Below are 16,184 nucleotides of genomic sequence, written 5' to 3'. Positions count from 1 at the left end.
TCTGTGTCAGGCGGTCTCGTAGATTCGGATCTCGGGCGCCGCGGCAAGCAGGGGCTTGAGCCCGACAACCACATCGTCATTGAACATGGCGCTGTCGAGATAGGCCTTTGCATCCTCGGCGCTCTCAAAACCGTGCAGGACCTGGACGTCGTCCTGACGGATCAGCAGTTCCTTCGACTTCGCACCAGCAATCTGGGAGAGGAAAGGCTGCTTGTACTTCCGATAGACACCCGCCGCTGCAGCGCGCTTGTCGTCGTTGATCTGCAGGGTGATCTCAAGATATGCCATCGTCGGTCCTTCCATTGCGAGTGGGGCTCGCTCCCAGGCAGCGGCCGCATGGGCAATCTCGACAAGATCGCCTTCCGGTACAAATGAGACTTTCTTCGTATCGAGAAAGAAAAACTATCTCAGCCTAGTCTCGCGCCCCGGCTTCATCGAAGAGCCAGTTCTTGAACGCGCGCAGTTTCGGAAGCGCCGCATACTCCGCACGGTAGACGACGTAATAGGCGAGCTTCGAGTTCACCTTCATGCTCGGAAGCAGTCTCTTCAATCGTCCTGACGCAAGGTCGTCGCGGGCTAGGATGCTTCGAGCAAGTGCGATTCCCCGTCCTTCAACGGCGGCCTGAAGCACGGCGGCGGAGTTGTTGATGCGCATTCCCCGCTGTGGCGTCTCGCCCTCGACCCCCGCTGCCGCCAGCCATGTCTGCCAGATGACGAAGCCTTTGGAAGGATCCACGGAGAGGTCATGGATGAGGGTGGTTTCGATGAGATCCTGTGGCGATCTCAGATTGTCGGCAGCCTGGAAACTCGGCGAGCATACGGGGAAGACATCCTCGTCCATCAGCTTTTCGGCCACGAGATCGGGCCACGTCCCGTCACCGTAGCGCACGCCGATGTCGAGGCCTTGAGCCTTGAAGTCGGCAAGCTTCAGACTGGTTTCGATCCTGATATCCGTGTCCGGGCATCGCGTCTGGAAGCGATCGATGCGGGGCATCAGCCACTTTGCAGCGAAGGCAGGGCTGACGGTGACGTTCAGGATTCCGCTCGTCGTCGACTCATGAAGGAGCTGCAGGCCAACGACCAGCCTGTCGAGTCCCGCCCTGATGTCCGGCAGGGCGTTCTCGGCGGCCTCTGTCGGCTTCAACCGGTTCCGACCCGAACTGCTTCTGTGAAAGAGCGGCATGCCGAGCCAATCTTCCAAACCACGTACGAGCTGGCCGACCGCCGCAGCGGTGACATTGAGCTCCTCCGCGGCTTCGGAAAAGCTGCCGTGACGAGCACTGGCCTCGAATGCCCGAAGTGCGTTGAGATAGACGGGCGATTTCTTCTGGATGATGACCTCCACTCCAATTGAAGTCCTACCATTGTCCCCTGCGTTCGACGGGCGAGGATGCTCTTGCATCGCGAGCCTAATGCGACCCGCGCGAATTGCCTAGCTCACCCGGATCATCGCTTTCCTAGAATCATCTCAAGAGCGTCGTCATCGGGCATTCCGGCTAAGGTCCCGATGCTGCCATCGCTCTTCCTGAAAATGATCGCCGGTGTGCCGCCGAAACCCAGGTCGGTCATCAGATTAGCATTGCTGTCGAGGCTAGCCGTCGACTTCGCGGTGATTTTAAGTGCGGGTTTGATACCGCCATTTTTGTGATTGAGTTCGTTCTCTGTCAGCGCGTCGGAAGGGGAGTTCGCCTCGAGTATGGCGGCGGCCTTCGCCGGGGAATCCTGACGGATCACCCCGACCATGACGTGGCGCAACTGGACCTTGCCATTGTCTACCCAAGGCCTCGCGGCGTGCCAGAACTTGTTGCAGTACGGGCAGTTGGGGTCAGTAAAGGTGTAGACGATCCTGGGTGCGTCGGCCTTGCCATCCGCAATCCATGTCGAACCCTCGAGCTGTTTCCAGCCGCTTTCGAGGATCGGCTTCTCGACGAATGCCTTCAACTGTGCAGCAGCCATATCCTGACCATCGGCATCCACAAGCGTGCCGACCACCACGTGCTTGTTATCCGGGGTGAGATAGATGGCTAGCGGCTGAGATCCGGCCTTCGCGGCAAAACCCCGCAAGCCACCGGGCACGTCCATCTCACCGAGGATTTTCAACCCCTGAAGTTCGATGGACTTCAAGATCGAAGGTAGTTCCTCAGATGCCTCCTGCGCATGAGAGGGCACGGCCGTCACAGGACTTGTAACAAGCGCGATGAGTAGCGCGGAGATGGAGGCATGGTACCTGTAGTTCACGTCTATCATTGATGGAGTCCTCGTATTTTCAATCAGGGTCAGCGCCCAACCTTAAGTGAGTATTAAGGCCCACCGCCGGCAGGTCGCCGTGTCAAGGTCAGGCACGGGCGTTCCTGATAGCCTCCTTCAATCCCTTTTCATCGAGTACACCGGGATAGATTGTCTTTCCGATCACGAACGACGGCGTGCCGACGAAATTGAAGGAAAGCGCCTGGCTGTAGTTGCGATCGAGGATCCCGGAAATCTTCTTGTTATTCCTGTTCACGGACGCTGCGATGTCTTTCATGCTAAGGCCCGCCCCAGCAAGCGCCTTCTCAACATCATCTTCAGAAATACGCCCCTTAGTTTTCATGAGAGCTTCCACGGCAATCTGGTACTTACCGATCTGAGCTGCTCCCAGAACCGCCTGTGCAGCGAATATCGAGGCGCCGCCGAACACCGGCCAGTCTTTCATTACGAGCCGGATGTCTCCGTCCGCCGCGACCACTTTCTTCACCATGGAATAGGAACTCTTGCAGTATGGGCATTGGTAGTCGAAGAATTCGACGACGGTGACCCTACCCTTGGGATTGCCAAGAACCGGGGCATCCTTGTCGTAGAACACGTCTTTCGTGCTCATTTTCTGGGCCTGAGCTGCCCGCCCGCCGAGTAGTGCTCCCCCTAGTGCGGCAAGACTGCCAGCAATGAAATCGCGCTTCGAGTACATTAGAATTCTCCCTTTCCGGATTCGAGTTCGCCGAGGACCACTACGCGTGAACCTTTCGGTACACGGCTGTGGAGGTCGATGATGTCCTGATTGAGCAAGCGGATACATCCGGAGGATACGGACTTGCCGATGGACCAGGCTTCGTTGGTTCCATGGATCCGGTAGAGCGTGTCCTGTCCGCCTTTGTAGAGATAGAGTGCACGAGCGCCGAGCGGGTTGCTGATCCCACCCGGCATACCCTCGGAAAGCGGGCCGTATCGCTCAGGCTCGCGCTTGATCATGTCCGGGGTAGGCACCCATCCAGGCCAGCGGCCCTTGCGAACGATGTCCGCTTCCCCCTCAAATTCCGGACCCGCCTTGGCAACTCCGATCCCGTAGCGCATGGCCTTATCGTTCTCCATCACCAGATAGAGGAAACGCGCATGCGGATCGACGACGACCGTTCCGGCGGGATATCTAGTTCTGTAGTTGACCAACTGCCGGACGTTCCTGGGATCCATCTTGAAAACGTCGACGGCGGGAATGGATTTGTCGCCTTCCTGCACCGCGCCATACATTGCCTTCAATGACGGATCGACTTGAGGCTTGGCCACGGGTGTTCCGGTGGACTGAGCGCAGCCCGCGACAATGACGCAAATGATCCCCGATATCGCTGATTTCATCAATCTTAGCCCGCCCCCGGGGATAGCTGTATGCTTCATGCCTTCAGTCCTGTTCTTTCTTCTTGAGAGCGGAAATTGCCTCCAGCAGCGTTTCCTTGGAGATTTCTCCTAGATGCGCACCATCCAGCCCGCCGTCCGCACGGATCAGCAAAGTCGCAGGCAGTCCCACCGCATGATAGTGCTTCGAAAGCGACGTGGCCGGATCGAGCAGAACCGTTCCAAGGTCGAGCCCTGATCGCTTCAGGTAAAGTTCGATTTGCCTCTCGCCGTTCGCCTTGGTTTGCATATATAAAATCCACTTCAGGGTGTGCGTGGGCGATTTGCACCATCATCGGCAGCTCCCGTCTGCAGGGTGGGCACCAGATGGCCCACAGGTTGAGGACGAGCGTGCGATTGGCGCGTTCGGATATGACGACTTTCGATTGGTCATCGTAAGTCTGGTAGACCTCGGTCGGGGCGGGTGTGTCCGGGCCATGCGAGGTCTGCTGCATCACAGCGAGCCAGACGAACATTCCGGTTGCTATCGTCAGGATTGCCCAGGGAAGATCGGGTCGGTTCCTGACGCAAATCCAGACGAGGCAGAGCGCGATCCCGACAAGCGCACCCGTGGTGGAGAATCCACCCTGCCAGACAGCCGGGATACGCTGTGGTTCTTCAGCAAAGCTCACCATGTGATCGCCGACATGCCACGCGCGAGCGGTAATGATCCCGATAAGGATCGTGGCAGTCGTCCATCCGCCTAGCCGTGGCGACCAAAGGTGAGCAAGTATTGTCCCCGCTGTGGCAAATGCGATGATCCCGAGGATCGAAGCCAGTCGCTCTGCATCGAACGCGAACGGGCCAAATGCGACTGCATTCACGGGCGGGGCTCTCGAATCTTACGTGCCGAAGCAGCAAGGTCGTCTGGCGAAAACTCGCCGACCAGCCTGGTTGCCATAGGCTCTTGGCGCTTACTATCGAGGAACACCATGGTCGGCGGGCCGACGACCTTGAGAGCTGAGAGTGTCGCCTGCTTGTCGGCATCAAGTTTCGTCAGGTCGAGGCTGACGAGGTTCAATCCCTTCACAGCCGCGATAACCTCGGGGGAAGTGAAATGCGAACGTTCGATCGTGCGGCATGTCACGCACCAGTCCGCCGTCACGTAAAGCAGCGTTGGCTCGTGCCCGGGCGCGCCATCAATGCGTTCGCCGAGATCCGCAAGGGAGGAAACCTTGACGAAGTCTGCCTTGTCGATCGAGGCGATTGCTGCGGATCCACCGGAGCCCGTCAGCGGCTTAAGCGGAGCCAGTGGATCCGTAGCGCCTAGGCCGAGCCCTACGAACAGCAGGCCAGCCCAGATGACGGAGGCCAGCCCGGTCGTGCGGACAACCACCGTCATGCCCGATTGGGTGTGAGCGGTGGCCGCGCTGATGGCAAACACCCCGAAAGAAAGAGCAACCAACGCCCAGCCGAGCAGTGCGACCTGTTCAGGGACAAGGGGTGTGGCCATCCAGAAGGCGGTCGCCAAAAAGGCGAAGCCGAAGAGCTGCCGCACCTTCTCCATCCACATCCCCGCACGGGGTAGGGCTTTCCCGCTGGCCGTCGCCATGATGATCAGCGGGATCCCCTTTCCGAGACCAAGCGCGAACAGGGCAGTGGCGCCGATCACGACGTCTCCGGTACGAGCGATATAGAGAAGTGCGCCGGCCAGCGGCGCGGTCACGCAGGGCCCAATGAGCAGCGCAGACGTGAAGCCCAGTGCCATTGCACCGGCGATCGTGCCCTGGCCCCTGGACGTCTTCCCGAACCGGGCTGAAATCGCGGAGGGGATCTGGATATGGAACAGGCCGAAGTTCGACAGAGCAAGGATCACGAACAGGATGGCGATCGCGCCGACTGCATAGGTCGATTGCAACGCGATCTGCAGGTTATGCCCGGACCAGGCCGCCGCCATTCCCAAAAGGCCGAACGCGATTGCGAGCGCCAGCACGTAGGAGGACGACAGCAGGAACCCGCGCCGGGCCGTCAGGCGTTCGCCTTCACGTGTCAGCATGGCGGCAACGATCGGATACATCGGGAAAACACATGGTGTGAAGGCGAGGAGCAGGCCGAACCCGACAAAGCCGCCAAGCAGCAGGACCAGTCCGCCGTCGGCGAGCATCTTCTCGACAGCGGTCTGCGCATGATCGTCGGACAGGGAGAAATCGTTTTCGGCATCGATCTCGGAGAATGTCGTCGAGGTTTGTTGGGCGGCCGCGAAGCCGCTTTGTGAGAAGATCCCGCCATCCGAGATGGACAGTGTATTAATATCTACTGTCTTGGTGGTGGGGGGATAGCAAAGCCCTTTGTCCTGGCAACCCTGGTAGGTCACGCGGAATTTCTGTGGTGCGTCGGGCAGCGACGCGGTGGCGGATGAATAATAAATTTCTGTGGAGCCGAAGTTTGGGTCGTCCTTCACCGTGCCGGGAATAGTCTGCAGATCCAGCCTGCTCCCGTCTTCGTTCTCGGCACTCAGATAATCACGGTAGAGATAGTAGCCGTCCAGGATCTGCCATCGAATTACTGCTCTGCCGTCGCCCTCGCGTTCGACGGTTGCCTTGAAGGCCTGATCCATTTCCAGTGGCTTTTCGATTGCTGCGGCCGGAGAAACCGCCGACAGCATCGCCAAGATCGCAAACGTGATTGCGATTATCCGCATCCTCCATATCCTCTCGTCTGCTCGTTTCCTGTGGGAAGAGATCCGGCAGGCAGCTTAAGGCAGGCTTAAGGTGAAGTTTGCAGTAGGACGATGAGCAGAATGCGTGGAGGCACGGTTGCGAATACTGATAGTAGAGGATGATCCGATTCTGCTTGATGGCTTGAGCGAAGGTCTGAAGCTGAGTGGTTTCGTGGCCGACGGCGTGGCGACGGCCGCTGATGCCACTGAAGCCCTGAGGACCGATCGGTTCGATGCCGTCGTCCTTGATAGAATGCTTCCAGATGGTTCGGGATTGGATGTTCTGAGAAGCATTCGCCGGTCAGGCAACCGCATCCCCGTACTGCTTCTGACCGCCAAGGATGAAGTCGGAGACAGGATCGACGGTCTGGATGCAGGCGCAGACGACTATCTCGGAAAGCCCTTCGACCTCGATGAGGTCGCAGCACGCCTGAGGGCGATCACACGCCGCGCTGGGGGACGGGCGAGTGCGACGATCCAGGTTCGCGGACTGACACTGGATCCGGCTTCGATGCACGTCAGCCGAAACGGTATGGAGGTCAGCCTGTCGCGCCGCGAGTTCTCCATCCTTCACGCTCTTATGGAAAGTCCGCAGGCCATCCACTCCAAGCAGTCCCTGGAGGAGCGTCTGTATGGCTGGCAGGAGGACGTGGAGAGCAACACCATCGAGGTGCACATCCATAAACTACGGGCGAAGCTCGGCAGCAGTGCCATCGAGACAGTCCGGGGTGTCGGTTACAGGCTGGGGGTGGTGTGATGCGCTCGATACGTCTGCGCTTGTTCGCAATTCTGCTCGTGGCAACTGGAGCCGTCTGGTTGCTCGCGGTCTTCTGGACATATTCCAGTGTGCAGCATCAGGTTGAGCGGGTTCTCGATGCGCGATTGACTGAAGCGGCGAGAATGGTGAGTTCTCTGATCACCGACCACCATATCGATGTCGCGGCTGCCGTCGGCAGCACCCGGGCAAGTGACGTCGCCCAATCCTTCGAACTACAGAGCGACTATCGTCGACAGCTATCCTGCCAGATCTGGTCGCTTGAGGGAAAACTTATCAGCCGATCCGAAAGCGCACCAATGGAAACCTTGACGGAAAACCGCGATGGGTTCAGCGAAACGATCGTGAATGGTGTCCGATGGAGAGTCTTTGCTGTCGTTAATCAGAGCCTCAACGTTCGTGTTCTCGTGGGGGACAGTGTAGAGATCCGTGACAGGTTGGTGGCGGATGTCGTCAAAGGGCAACTCGTTCCGGCCGTTGCCATTCTCCCGGTATTGGCCCTCCTGATCTGGCTAAGCGTTGCGCAGGGGCTCGGTCCTCTCAACCGAATTGCAACGTCGATCAGCACCAGATCGGCCGAGGAACTGCATGCTATCGAGCAGAAGAATGTGCCAAGCGAGATCAAGCCACTCCTAAAATCTCTGAACTTGCTTTTCCATCGGGTCGAAGCAGCCCGAGAAAGGGAAAAGACTTTCGTTGCCTATGCGGCACATGAACTGAAAACACCGCTAGCAGGGTTAAAGACGCAGGCGCAGGTAGCATTGCGCAGTAACGAAATAGACGTTCGCGAGAAGGCATTGGCCCAAATTTCGACGAGCGTTGATAGAACCAGTCGTCTGGTTCGGCAGCTTATCGACCTGGCTTTCGTCGACTCAGCCGAGCGGGGCGATGACGTGCAGATGGCAGCTCTCGCGACCATTCTGGCGGATACGCGAGCCGATCTTGAGGGTTTGGCAAACAAGCGATCGATCTCGATCGAGGTCAGCGCGCCACGCGAGGAGCTCATTCCTGTGAAAAACATCAATCTGCTGCGCCTTGCGCTACGCAATGTGATGGAAAACGCGGTTCAGTATTCGCCGGTGAACTCTAGTGTAGACGTGCGAATTCAAGATAGAGAGGCCTCACTCGACATCGAAGTGATTGATCGTGGTCCCGGCATAGATTTGGTAGATCAGGCAGACGTGCGGGAGCGGTTTAAACGCGGTCGCTTGTCTTCAGCCGACGGTAGCGGGCTCGGTCTCGCAATTGTGGATATGGCAATGAGGAAGCTTGGGGGAGATCTGCTTTTCGACGGCTCCGCAGACGAATTCAAAGTTGTCCTGTCGTTCCCGAGATCCTGACAAGTCGGCGCCTCTGTAGCCTTAAGCCCGCCTTAAGGTACGAAGACCAAATCGGCGAGGTGACACCAACCTTCCTTTCCGCAGGTCTTCTCGTGATTCGTAAATCCCCGTCCGCAAGCAAGTCGATCGCTGTCGCCGTGTCTCTAGTCCTCTCTGCATGCGCAAGTAACGATGATCGAACATCCGGAGCTACGCCCAGGGTCATGGAGACGCCTGTCAGTCGCCAACCTGCCCAATCACTTGGATCTGATCCGGTCCAGATGTACGGCGAGAAAACTGACGCCGGATTTCGCGTCGTGGGACTTGCCGCGGAGAAAATGAATCCGCAGTTCGTAAGGCAGATCGTAAGTTTTGAGACCGATGAGAAGCCGGGCACGATCATCGTCGACCAGACAGAGCGGTTCCTTTATCTTGTCCAGTCGGATGGAAAGGCGATCCGCTATGCCGTAGGAGTTGGGCCCGTCGCTCGCGGCTTCGATGGAGGCGATGCCGTGATTGCCAGAAAGGCAGTCTGGCCACGGTGGATACCCACACCTGACATGGTCAAGAGAAACCCTGCGCATTACGGCCCCCACAAGGATGGTGTCGATGGTGGTCTAGGGAACCCCATGGGAGCAAGGGCTCTCTACATGCACAAGGACGGCAAAGACACCTACTATCGTGTCCACGGCACGAACGATCCGAACTCCATCGGGAAAGCCGTATCCGCGGGCTGCATTCGCCTTCTGAACCAGGATATTATCGATCTTTACGAACGCGTCGCCCCTGGCGCACGGATAGTTATCAAGAATTAGCGTCCGTTTCGGCTTCGTGTCAGATCCGCCTCACATTGCTCGATCATGCCAGAAATCCTATCGGGGTCTGGCACCCAATCAGTTATGTCGGATGCGATCCAGTTTACATAAGCAGAGGCGCGCGTGCGGCCAAAAGACCGAGCGCACTGAATGACGGATCGAGCAAGGTCACGTGATCTTTTTGTTCGCTAGCAAGTTAGTGAACGAGTTTCCAGGCAGCGCCACCAATGTCAAAGACGGGCACGTCCGGTTCGAGACCCGCGTTGCGAAGAAGCGACAGTGACGGTTCTTGGCTTTCCTTATGTCAACCGTTGCCGTTATCGGACTTCGTCAGTCAAATGTGCCCCCTAGTTTTTAATTAGTCGTCCAATTTATTCCGAACATAGTTCCACGCGGCCGCACGCTCACCATACACCCGAAACTTGCTATAGCCCTCGTAAGCGTTGCGCGGGACATCGGATCTCCGCCCTAGCGGCTAGTCCGGCTACACAAGTGCCAGCGCGGCAGCAAGCATCCAGGGAAGGGGCATGAAGCTCTGCCTGCCTAGGCGCGATCGGGCAAGGAAGTCCTCAGGCCCGATCTGCGGCTGGGCGGCGGCGTCCTGTCGGGCAGGCTGGAAGTCACCGTCGCCGACGAGCGGCGGATCCTAGGACCCGGACACGCCTACTACTTCGAAAGCCGGCGTCCTTACCGATTTCGGTGTGTCGGCCCGGTACCGTGTGAAGTCATCAGCGCATGCACGCCTCCGACGTTCTGACGGGTTGGCGTCCACGAGATCAGATGAAAAGCGCTGTCGTTATTCGGCTGCCTTCAGAGGCCCGAGTGCGACGTCCGTCGTGTAGTTCTCGCGCATGAAGTTGATGAAGTTGTCCTGAAATTGCCGCGTGTGCGCGTGCGCCAACTCGTCAGCAAGATCGATGTTCCGATCACGGACAGCCTCGAACATCTTGGTATGCTCGTCGGTCAGCAGGTAGCCTTCGTGTGTCCTTTCCAGGTACTCAAAATGTAGATGAAGCATCCGCTGTCCCTGCGACAGAAGTTTTTCGTAGAAGGACGCGAGGTACTGGTTCTTGCCCGCGTAGGCGATCGCCATGTGAAACTCCTTGTTGGCTTCCGACATAGCAAGGTGATTGCCTGTCTTGACCGCGGCGGCGAACGCCTTGTCGCGCTTCGCGATAACTTTGAGGTCGGCGTCCGTACGCAGCGCGGCTGCTAGGCGCGTGTTCATGCGTTGAGCGACGTCGAGCGCTTCCACATATTTCGGGAAAGTCGCCACCTCGATGGGGGCGACGATCGTGCTGCGGTTGGAAAGCGTGACGACCAGTTCGTCGGAGCCGAGGCGGATAAGAGCTTCACGCACCGGAGCACGGGACATGTTGAAGCGCTCTGCTAGCGTCGTCTCGTCCAGAAGCTGCCCCGGTGGAAGCGCGAGCGAGAGGATCTCATTTCTCAGGCTTTCATACACGCTTCGCGAGCCGGTCCCACGCACCCGCTTCATTTCACTCTCTTCAGACACTTAGGTCCCTTTCCTTCGCAAGTCCGGCATTGGGCCAGAAAACTTGGCTGCTCGCAATGTAGTTTTTTCTCTTGACTTTGTCGACACGCTGTTGACAAATTAAACTCAGTCGACACCAAGCCGACACAAAAAGATAAAAATCGGTAAAAGCCGACGAGTGGAACAAACCGCGCTTCGCGCACAGCAAAGAGGAATGCCGATGCTCTCGAAGATGATAACGTACGCCTTGCGGGCAATGCCCGCGCTCGCTCTGGCGGCAGGTATGGCCGCCACTTCTGCGCACGCCCAGACTGCCGAAGGTTACTGGCAAGGCGTCCAGAAGGCAGGTGTTCTGAAATGCGGTGCTGCAGTTGCGCCGCCCTACATCATGCGCGATCCGGCGACGGGCGAATACTCAGGTTTCTTCGCCGACCTGTGCCGCGAACTGGCTGAGACCCTGAAGGTGAAGCCTGAGTTTGTCGACACGACGTGGGACAACATCGTCGCCGGTCTGCAGGCGGGAAAATGGGATGTTTCGCTCGCTTTGAACCGTACACCGGCGCGCGCCATGGCGGTGCAATTTTCCATTCCAGCGATGGAGTACCAGATCTCGCTCGCCTATAACAAGAACAACCCCAAGGTTCCGCAAGGGGCAGCTTCTGTTGCCGATCTCGACAAGGCCGGCGTAACCATGGCCGTCATGTCCGGCACGGCTCAGGACAAGGCGATCTCGGCGGCCGTCAAGAACGCGACCATCATGCGCCTTCCGGGCAATGACGAAACCCGTCTCGCTTTGACGTCGAAGCGCGCTGACGTCCTTGTCGACGCCTCCGACACCAATCTTCTTCTCACGCAATCCAATCCCGACTGGGCGGTTGCCCTGAACCCGACCCCGGCCCTTGCCAAGCAGGGCGTGTCCTTCGGGCTCCCGCACAATATGTCTGCCGCGGATGTCGAAGTGGTCAACATCTTCCTCGAAGAGAAAGTTGCAACTGGCCACGTCGATGAGCTGATCAAGAAGGCTGTCGATCAGGTCCTCAAGGGTTCCAACTGAGTTTCGCAGGGCGCCGGGGCAAGCGTCGGCGCTCCATTCTCGCTGCCAGGACAAACCGAGATCGGCCATGACCATGTCATTCAGTCCTCCCCTCGTCAAAATGCAGGCGCTGCACAAAAGCTATGGCAACGGCGCAATCCAGGTACTTAAGGGCATCGATATCGAGATGAAGCCCGGCGACCGCGTGGTTGTCATTGGTCCGAGCGGCGGCGGAAAGAGTACGCTGTTGCGCGTCATGATGGGCCTCGAACAGATCGACAGCGGCACCGTTCAATTCGATGGCAAGCCCTACATCTCTTCTAGCGGTTCGGGAAAGAAGACAATCATCGACACCAATGTCCGTCGTTCGATCGGCATGGTGTTCCAGCACTACACGCTGTTCCCACATCTGAGCGTGATCCAGAACCTGATGCTTGCCCCCTGCAAGGTTCGCGGCGAGCCGAAGGCTTCGGCACAGGCCAGAGCGCAGGCTCTACTCGAGCGTTTTGGTCTCGGCGCTAAAGCCAACGCTTACCCAGCCCAGCTCTCGGGCGGCCAGAAGCAGCGAGTCGCTATCGCCCGCGCCTTGATGCTCGACCCCAAATTGATGCTCTTCGACGAGGTTACCTCTGCTCTCGACCCCGAACTCGTCAGTGAGGTCGAGCAGGTCATCATGCAGCTCGCCGCACAAAGCATGCCGATGATGATTGTCACGCATGACATGTGGTTTGCAAAGAACATCGCCTCGCGCGTGATCTTCTGCGCCGGCGGCGTCGTTGTCGAAGATGGTCCGCCCGAACAGGTACTGGGTTCTCCAAAGGAGGAGCGCACCAAGGAATTCATCGACCGCGTCTTTCACATCAAGCAGTAGGGAGGGGGCCATGAACTACACGTTCGACTTCAACTCCATATCCTTTGCGCCGCTACTACGGGGATTGGTTGTATCGCTTGAGCTGACGGTTGCTGCAAACATCATAGGCGTCGTCGCGGGCTTTGGCCTCGCTCTGCTGTTAATGAGCCCTTACCGGCTCCTGCGCATGCCCTTCATGCTCTTCGTGGAGTTCTTTCGCTGCACGCCCGCGATCGTGCAGATCGTCTGGATTTTCTATTGCGTGCCGATGTTGTTCGACGTCTTTCTCGATCCCATTACCATGGGGGTGATGGCGCTGGGTCTGAACCTCACCGCTTTCAATGCGGAAGCCTATCGCGCGTCGATCCAGGCCGTTCCCAAGGAACAGCTGGACGCTGGGATCGCTCTCGGGCTCAATCCTTGGCAACGCGTTCTCTACATCGTGTTCCCGACCGCATTCCGCGCCTCGGTGCCTGTGCTTTTGACCAACGGCATCGTCATTTTCCAGCAGAGCGCGCTCGTGGCAATCGTTGCCATCGCGGACCTGATGTACGAGGCGAAGTCGCTGGCGACCGAAACCTATCGCCCCATTGAGACCTTCACGGTCGTCGCTCTCATCTACTTCGCCGTGTCATTCCCCGTGACCCAGATCGTCGGGTTCCTGGAACGGCGCCGTCAAATGCTCGCAAACTAGGAAGGTCCAGATGTCGCTCGATTTTACCGTCCTTGCCCGGTTCGAACACGCTTTGCTGCTCGGTCTGATGACAACCCTGCAGCTCACTGCCGTCTGTATTCTGCTCGGATGCTCTCTCGGCTTTTTAGTCGGATTGGCTAGGACTTCGCGCAGCACGGCTCCTCGGCTGATCTCAGGGGTCTATGTCGAGTTTTTCCGGGGCACGCCTGTGCTCATCCAGCTTTTCTGGATTTTCTTTTGCCTTCCTCTGATCCTCGGCGTGGAACTTTCGAACTTCGCCTCCGGGGTCATCGCTCTGACGCTCTACATGGGTGCAATCACAAGTGAGACGTTTAGGGCGAGCCTGAAGTCCATCGGGCCCGAGCAAAGGGATGCCTGCGTCGCTCTCGGGCTTCCCTCGAGCGTTCAGGTCACCAGCGTCATTCTTCCGCAAGCCGTCCTGCGGGCGATCCCGACGCTTCTGTCGAACTGCGTCAGCCTGTTCAAGGAGAGCGCGCTGGTGTCGGCGGTCGGCATGGCGGACCTGATGTTCGTCGGGCAGAACATTTCCAACAATACGGCCAGGCCGGTCGAAGTCCTGACAGTCGTTGCCCTGATTTACTTCATCATCGCCTTCCCGCTGACACGGGCAGTCACGCTCGTTGAAGGGCGGATTCTGAAAAAGCTCGCAATCTGAGCCTAATCCTACAGGAGATTCCTATGAAACTTTCCGGTGTCATGCCAGCGCTCATCACGCCTTTCGACGCGAACGGCAAGGTCGACTTTAAAGCCTACCAAAAGCATCTGACGGCCATGCGTGCCGCAGGCGTCACCGGGTGGGTTCCGATGGGTTCGACGGGCGAGTATTCCGCACTGTCGAACGACGAACGCATCGAAGTGCTCAAGTTCGTGAAGGACTTCGCCAATAACGGCGAAATCCTGATCGCTGGTACCAACGCTCCGGCAACCCGCGAGGTCATCGAAAACACGCTCAGGGCCAAAGAGCTTGGCTATGACACCGTCCTTCTGGCGACGCCGTTCTATACACGCCCGACCCAGGAAGAGCTCCTCAAGCACTTCCAGACAGTCCTCAAGGAAGCCGACGTGAACCTTGTTCTCTACAGCTACCCCTACAAGGATGGCGTGGAGATCGGCTTCGATATTCTGGACGCACTCGCCGACGATCCTCGTGTCCTCGGTATCAAAGAGAGCTCCGGCTCGCTGCAGCGCGCCATTGACATCCACGCCCGCTACAAGGGTCGCATCGATCTGGTGTCGGGTTCCGATGACATCGCGCTCGACTTCATGTTCTGGGGTGCCGACTCCTGGATCTGCGGCCCGGCCAATTGCATGGCCAAGGCATGCGTCGATCTCGACCGAACCTTCCGTTCCGGCGATCTGAACGCCGCCCGCGAGAAGATGATCGTTCTCTACCGCGCCATGAACATCCTGGAGAGCGGCAAGTTCGTTCAGAAAATCAAGTTCGGCTGCGAACTGCAGGGTCTGCCAGTCGGCAATTGCCGCGCCCCGCTTGGCGAACTCACGGCAGACGAGAAGGCCGAGTTCAAGGCTGCGATGCAGCCGATTCTAAACTGGTAAGGCGATTGGCGTCGGGGCGAAGTGCGTCCCGACCCTTTCATAATGACGGGGAATTGACGTGGCCCAAACCGTAGTCGTCGGCGCCGGAATCATCGGTACGGCAATCGCATACCACCTCCAGCGCCGTGGTGAGTCCGTTGTCCTCGTCGACCGGAACGAGCCGGGGAGGGGCGCGTCTTTCGGCAATATGGCAAGTATTGCCGTCACCGAATTTATGCCGGCGTCGCGCCCCGGCGTCTGGAAGCAGATGCCCGGCTGGATGCTTGATCCCGAAGGACCGGTCCGTATCCGCCCATCCTACATGCCACGACTGATCCCTTGGTTCCTCCGGTTTATCGCCGCAAGCCGCCCATCGAGGCTTCGCGAGCTTGAGACCGCGGGGTCGGTTCTATGCAAGCGGGTCTACGAGGACCTCGACGCTCTGCTTGCTGAGACAGGGCTGCAGGATATGATTTCTGCCGAGGGATGCCTGAGCGTCTACGCCGATGAGGCGGAATTCCGGGCAGACCGAGAGCACATCGAAATCCTCGATCGTTTCGGCTTTCGCTATGAGATCCTCGGCGGCAATGCCATCCGAGACTTGGAACCTGCCGTGACCACGAAGATTGGCAAGGCGGTTCTCTTCCCGGACAACCGATCAATTTCCAACCCGTTCAAGCTTGTCCAAGCGCTCGCTGACCAGTTCAGGCAACTTGGTGGAACCGTTGAATCTGGCGACGTCGTCGGTTTCGACCATGACAGCGCTGGCGTGAAGAGCGTGCGGCTTCGCGACGGCCGAACGCTGCGGTTGGACCGGTTGGTTCTTGCCGCAGGTGCCTTTACCGGGCGGCTTTCGTCGATGCTTGGCGAGTCGATCCCGCTTGAGACCGAGCGTGGCTACCACACCCAGATCATGGCGCCTGGGGTTTCGATGCGCCATTCTCTCATTTGGCCAGCCCGTGCATTCATGGTCACTCCAACCGCCGGCGGAATTCGCGTTGGCGGGACCGTGGAGATGGCCGGGCTCGATGCCGCCCCCGATTATCGACGAGCTAAAGTGCTGGTGAAGCGCGCCAAGGAGGCTCTTCCCGAGCTAAAGGTAGAAGGCACGTCCGAATGGATGGGTCACCGTCCGGCAATGCCCGACACCGTTCCAGTCATGGGAAGGTCCGCCAAGCGTGGCAACGTTTGGTACGCGACCGGACACGGACACCTCGGCCTGACATATGGGGCGACCACGGCCCGGCTTCTGACAGATCTTATCATGGGCGCGACACCGCCCGTCGACATGAAACCCTATCGCGTCGACCGGTTCTAATCCGGCTGCGACCAACGAAGGAAGAGA

General features: G+C 58.4%; 17 protein-coding genes and 2 pseudogenes. 10 read left to right on the top strand and 9 right to left on the bottom strand.

The features are described from left to right. Window positions 1-6: 6 nt before the first annotated feature. From ACIK7D_RS24260 to dsbD, 8 genes and pseudogenes are all read right to left on the bottom strand, one after another. On the bottom strand, window positions 7-288 hold the full coding sequence (locus ACIK7D_RS24260) for a hypothetical protein (protein ID WP_400157662.1): 282 nt from the start codon (window positions 286-288) through the stop codon (window positions 7-9). Between the two features lie 124 nt (window positions 289-412). Continuing rightward, window positions 413-1,345 carry a transcriptional regulator GcvA gene (gene gcvA, locus ACIK7D_RS24255; RefSeq protein WP_400157661.1) on the bottom strand — a complete coding sequence of 311 codons (933 nt, stop codon included), beginning with the start codon at window positions 1,343-1,345 and terminating at the stop codon, window positions 413-415. A 101-nt stretch (window positions 1,346-1,446) separates the two neighbouring features. Then, window positions 1,447-2,247: a thiol:disulfide interchange protein DsbG gene (dsbG, locus tag ACIK7D_RS24250; RefSeq protein WP_400157660.1), complete on the bottom strand. Its 801-nt coding sequence runs from the start codon at window positions 2,245-2,247 to the stop codon at window positions 1,447-1,449. 88 nt (window positions 2,248-2,335) lie between these two features. After that, window positions 2,336-2,944 (bottom strand): DsbA family protein, encoded by a 609-nt coding sequence (locus ACIK7D_RS24245; RefSeq protein WP_400157659.1) that lies wholly within the window; start codon window positions 2,942-2,944, stop codon window positions 2,336-2,338. Beyond that, window positions 2,944-3,606 (bottom strand): L,D-transpeptidase, encoded by a 663-nt coding sequence (locus ACIK7D_RS24240; RefSeq protein ID WP_400157658.1) that lies wholly within the window; start codon window positions 3,604-3,606, stop codon window positions 2,944-2,946. Before ACIK7D_RS24240 ends, ACIK7D_RS24245 begins: the two co-directional genes overlap by 1 nt. A gap of 43 nt (window positions 3,607-3,649) precedes the next feature. Further along, the gene (locus ACIK7D_RS24235; RefSeq protein WP_400157709.1) at window positions 3,650-3,892 is read right to left on the bottom strand and encodes a TlpA family protein disulfide reductase; all 243 of its coding nucleotides are present in this window, start codon (window positions 3,890-3,892) and stop codon (window positions 3,650-3,652) included. A gap of 28 nt (window positions 3,893-3,920) precedes the next feature. Beyond that, window positions 3,921-4,466 (bottom strand): annotated as a pseudogene (locus ACIK7D_RS24230) (prolipoprotein diacylglyceryl transferase family protein); the annotation flags it as partial. Then, entirely contained in the window at window positions 4,463-6,283 is a 1,821-nt protein-coding gene (dsbD, locus tag ACIK7D_RS24225) for a protein-disulfide reductase DsbD (protein WP_400157657.1), read from the bottom strand. The pseudogene ACIK7D_RS24230 and the gene dsbD, both read right to left, overlap by 4 nt. A 115-nt stretch (window positions 6,284-6,398) precedes the next feature. On the opposite strand from dsbD, the gene ACIK7D_RS24220 reads away from it, so the two are divergent. From ACIK7D_RS24220 to ACIK7D_RS24205, 4 genes and pseudogenes are all read left to right on the top strand, one after another. Then, window positions 6,399-7,058, top strand: coding sequence for a response regulator (locus tag ACIK7D_RS24220; RefSeq protein WP_400157656.1), 660 nt, complete (start codon window positions 6,399-6,401; stop codon window positions 7,056-7,058). Beyond that, on the top strand, window positions 7,058-8,416 hold the full coding sequence (locus ACIK7D_RS24215; RefSeq protein ID WP_400157655.1) for an ATP-binding protein: 1,359 nt from the start codon (window positions 7,058-7,060) through the stop codon (window positions 8,414-8,416). Before ACIK7D_RS24220 ends, ACIK7D_RS24215 begins: the two co-directional genes overlap by 1 nt. 260 nt (window positions 8,417-8,676) lie before the next feature. Beyond that, window positions 8,677-9,210 carry a L,D-transpeptidase gene (locus ACIK7D_RS24210; protein WP_400157654.1) on the top strand — a complete coding sequence of 178 codons (534 nt, stop codon included), beginning with the start codon at window positions 8,677-8,679 and terminating at the stop codon, window positions 9,208-9,210. A gap of 547 nt (window positions 9,211-9,757) precedes the next feature. Beyond that, window positions 9,758-9,967 (top strand): annotated as a pseudogene (locus ACIK7D_RS24205) (cupin domain-containing protein); the annotation flags it as partial. A 39-nt stretch (window positions 9,968-10,006) separates the two neighbouring features. On the opposite strand, the gene ACIK7D_RS24200 reads toward ACIK7D_RS24205, so the two are convergent. Continuing rightward, window positions 10,007-10,726, bottom strand: a complete 720-nt coding sequence (locus tag ACIK7D_RS24200) for a GntR family transcriptional regulator (RefSeq protein WP_400157653.1) — start codon at window positions 10,724-10,726, stop codon at window positions 10,007-10,009. 199 nt (window positions 10,727-10,925) lie between these two features. Here ACIK7D_RS24200 and ACIK7D_RS24195 point away from each other — a divergent pair, with 199 nt between their 5' ends. The 6 genes from ACIK7D_RS24195 (at window position 10,926) to ACIK7D_RS24170 (ending at window position 16,157) form a co-directional block, all read left to right on the top strand. Further along, on the top strand, window positions 10,926-11,759 hold the full coding sequence (locus ACIK7D_RS24195) for a substrate-binding periplasmic protein (protein WP_400157652.1): 834 nt from the start codon (window positions 10,926-10,928) through the stop codon (window positions 11,757-11,759). A gap of 67 nt (window positions 11,760-11,826) precedes the next feature. Continuing rightward, window positions 11,827-12,609: an amino acid ABC transporter ATP-binding protein gene (locus ACIK7D_RS24190; protein ID WP_400157651.1), complete on the top strand. Its 783-nt coding sequence runs from the start codon at window positions 11,827-11,829 to the stop codon at window positions 12,607-12,609. Between the two features lie 10 nt (window positions 12,610-12,619). Continuing rightward, complete coding sequence (locus ACIK7D_RS24185; protein WP_400157650.1) at window positions 12,620-13,282, top strand: amino acid ABC transporter permease; 663 nt, start codon at window positions 12,620-12,622, stop codon at window positions 13,280-13,282. Between the two features lie 10 nt (window positions 13,283-13,292). After that, window positions 13,293-13,958 (top strand): amino acid ABC transporter permease, encoded by a 666-nt coding sequence (locus ACIK7D_RS24180; protein WP_400157649.1) that lies wholly within the window; start codon window positions 13,293-13,295, stop codon window positions 13,956-13,958. A 23-nt stretch (window positions 13,959-13,981) separates the two neighbouring features. Then, complete coding sequence (dapA, locus tag ACIK7D_RS24175; RefSeq protein ID WP_400157648.1) at window positions 13,982-14,860, top strand: 4-hydroxy-tetrahydrodipicolinate synthase; 879 nt, start codon at window positions 13,982-13,984, stop codon at window positions 14,858-14,860. Between the two features lie 58 nt (window positions 14,861-14,918). Continuing rightward, the gene (locus ACIK7D_RS24170; RefSeq protein ID WP_400157647.1) at window positions 14,919-16,157 is read left to right on the top strand and encodes an NAD(P)/FAD-dependent oxidoreductase; all 1,239 of its coding nucleotides are present in this window, start codon (window positions 14,919-14,921) and stop codon (window positions 16,155-16,157) included. Window positions 16,158-16,184 lie beyond the last annotated feature (27 nt).

It is taken from the genome of Agrobacterium sp. P15N1-A, assembly GCF_044626815.1.
In the GTDB taxonomy this organism is placed as follows: Bacteria; Pseudomonadota; Alphaproteobacteria; order Rhizobiales; family Rhizobiaceae; genus Agrobacterium; species Agrobacterium leguminum.
Note: the sequence above shows the minus strand (reverse complement) of the source record. Positions and strands in the feature narration are given on the sequence as shown.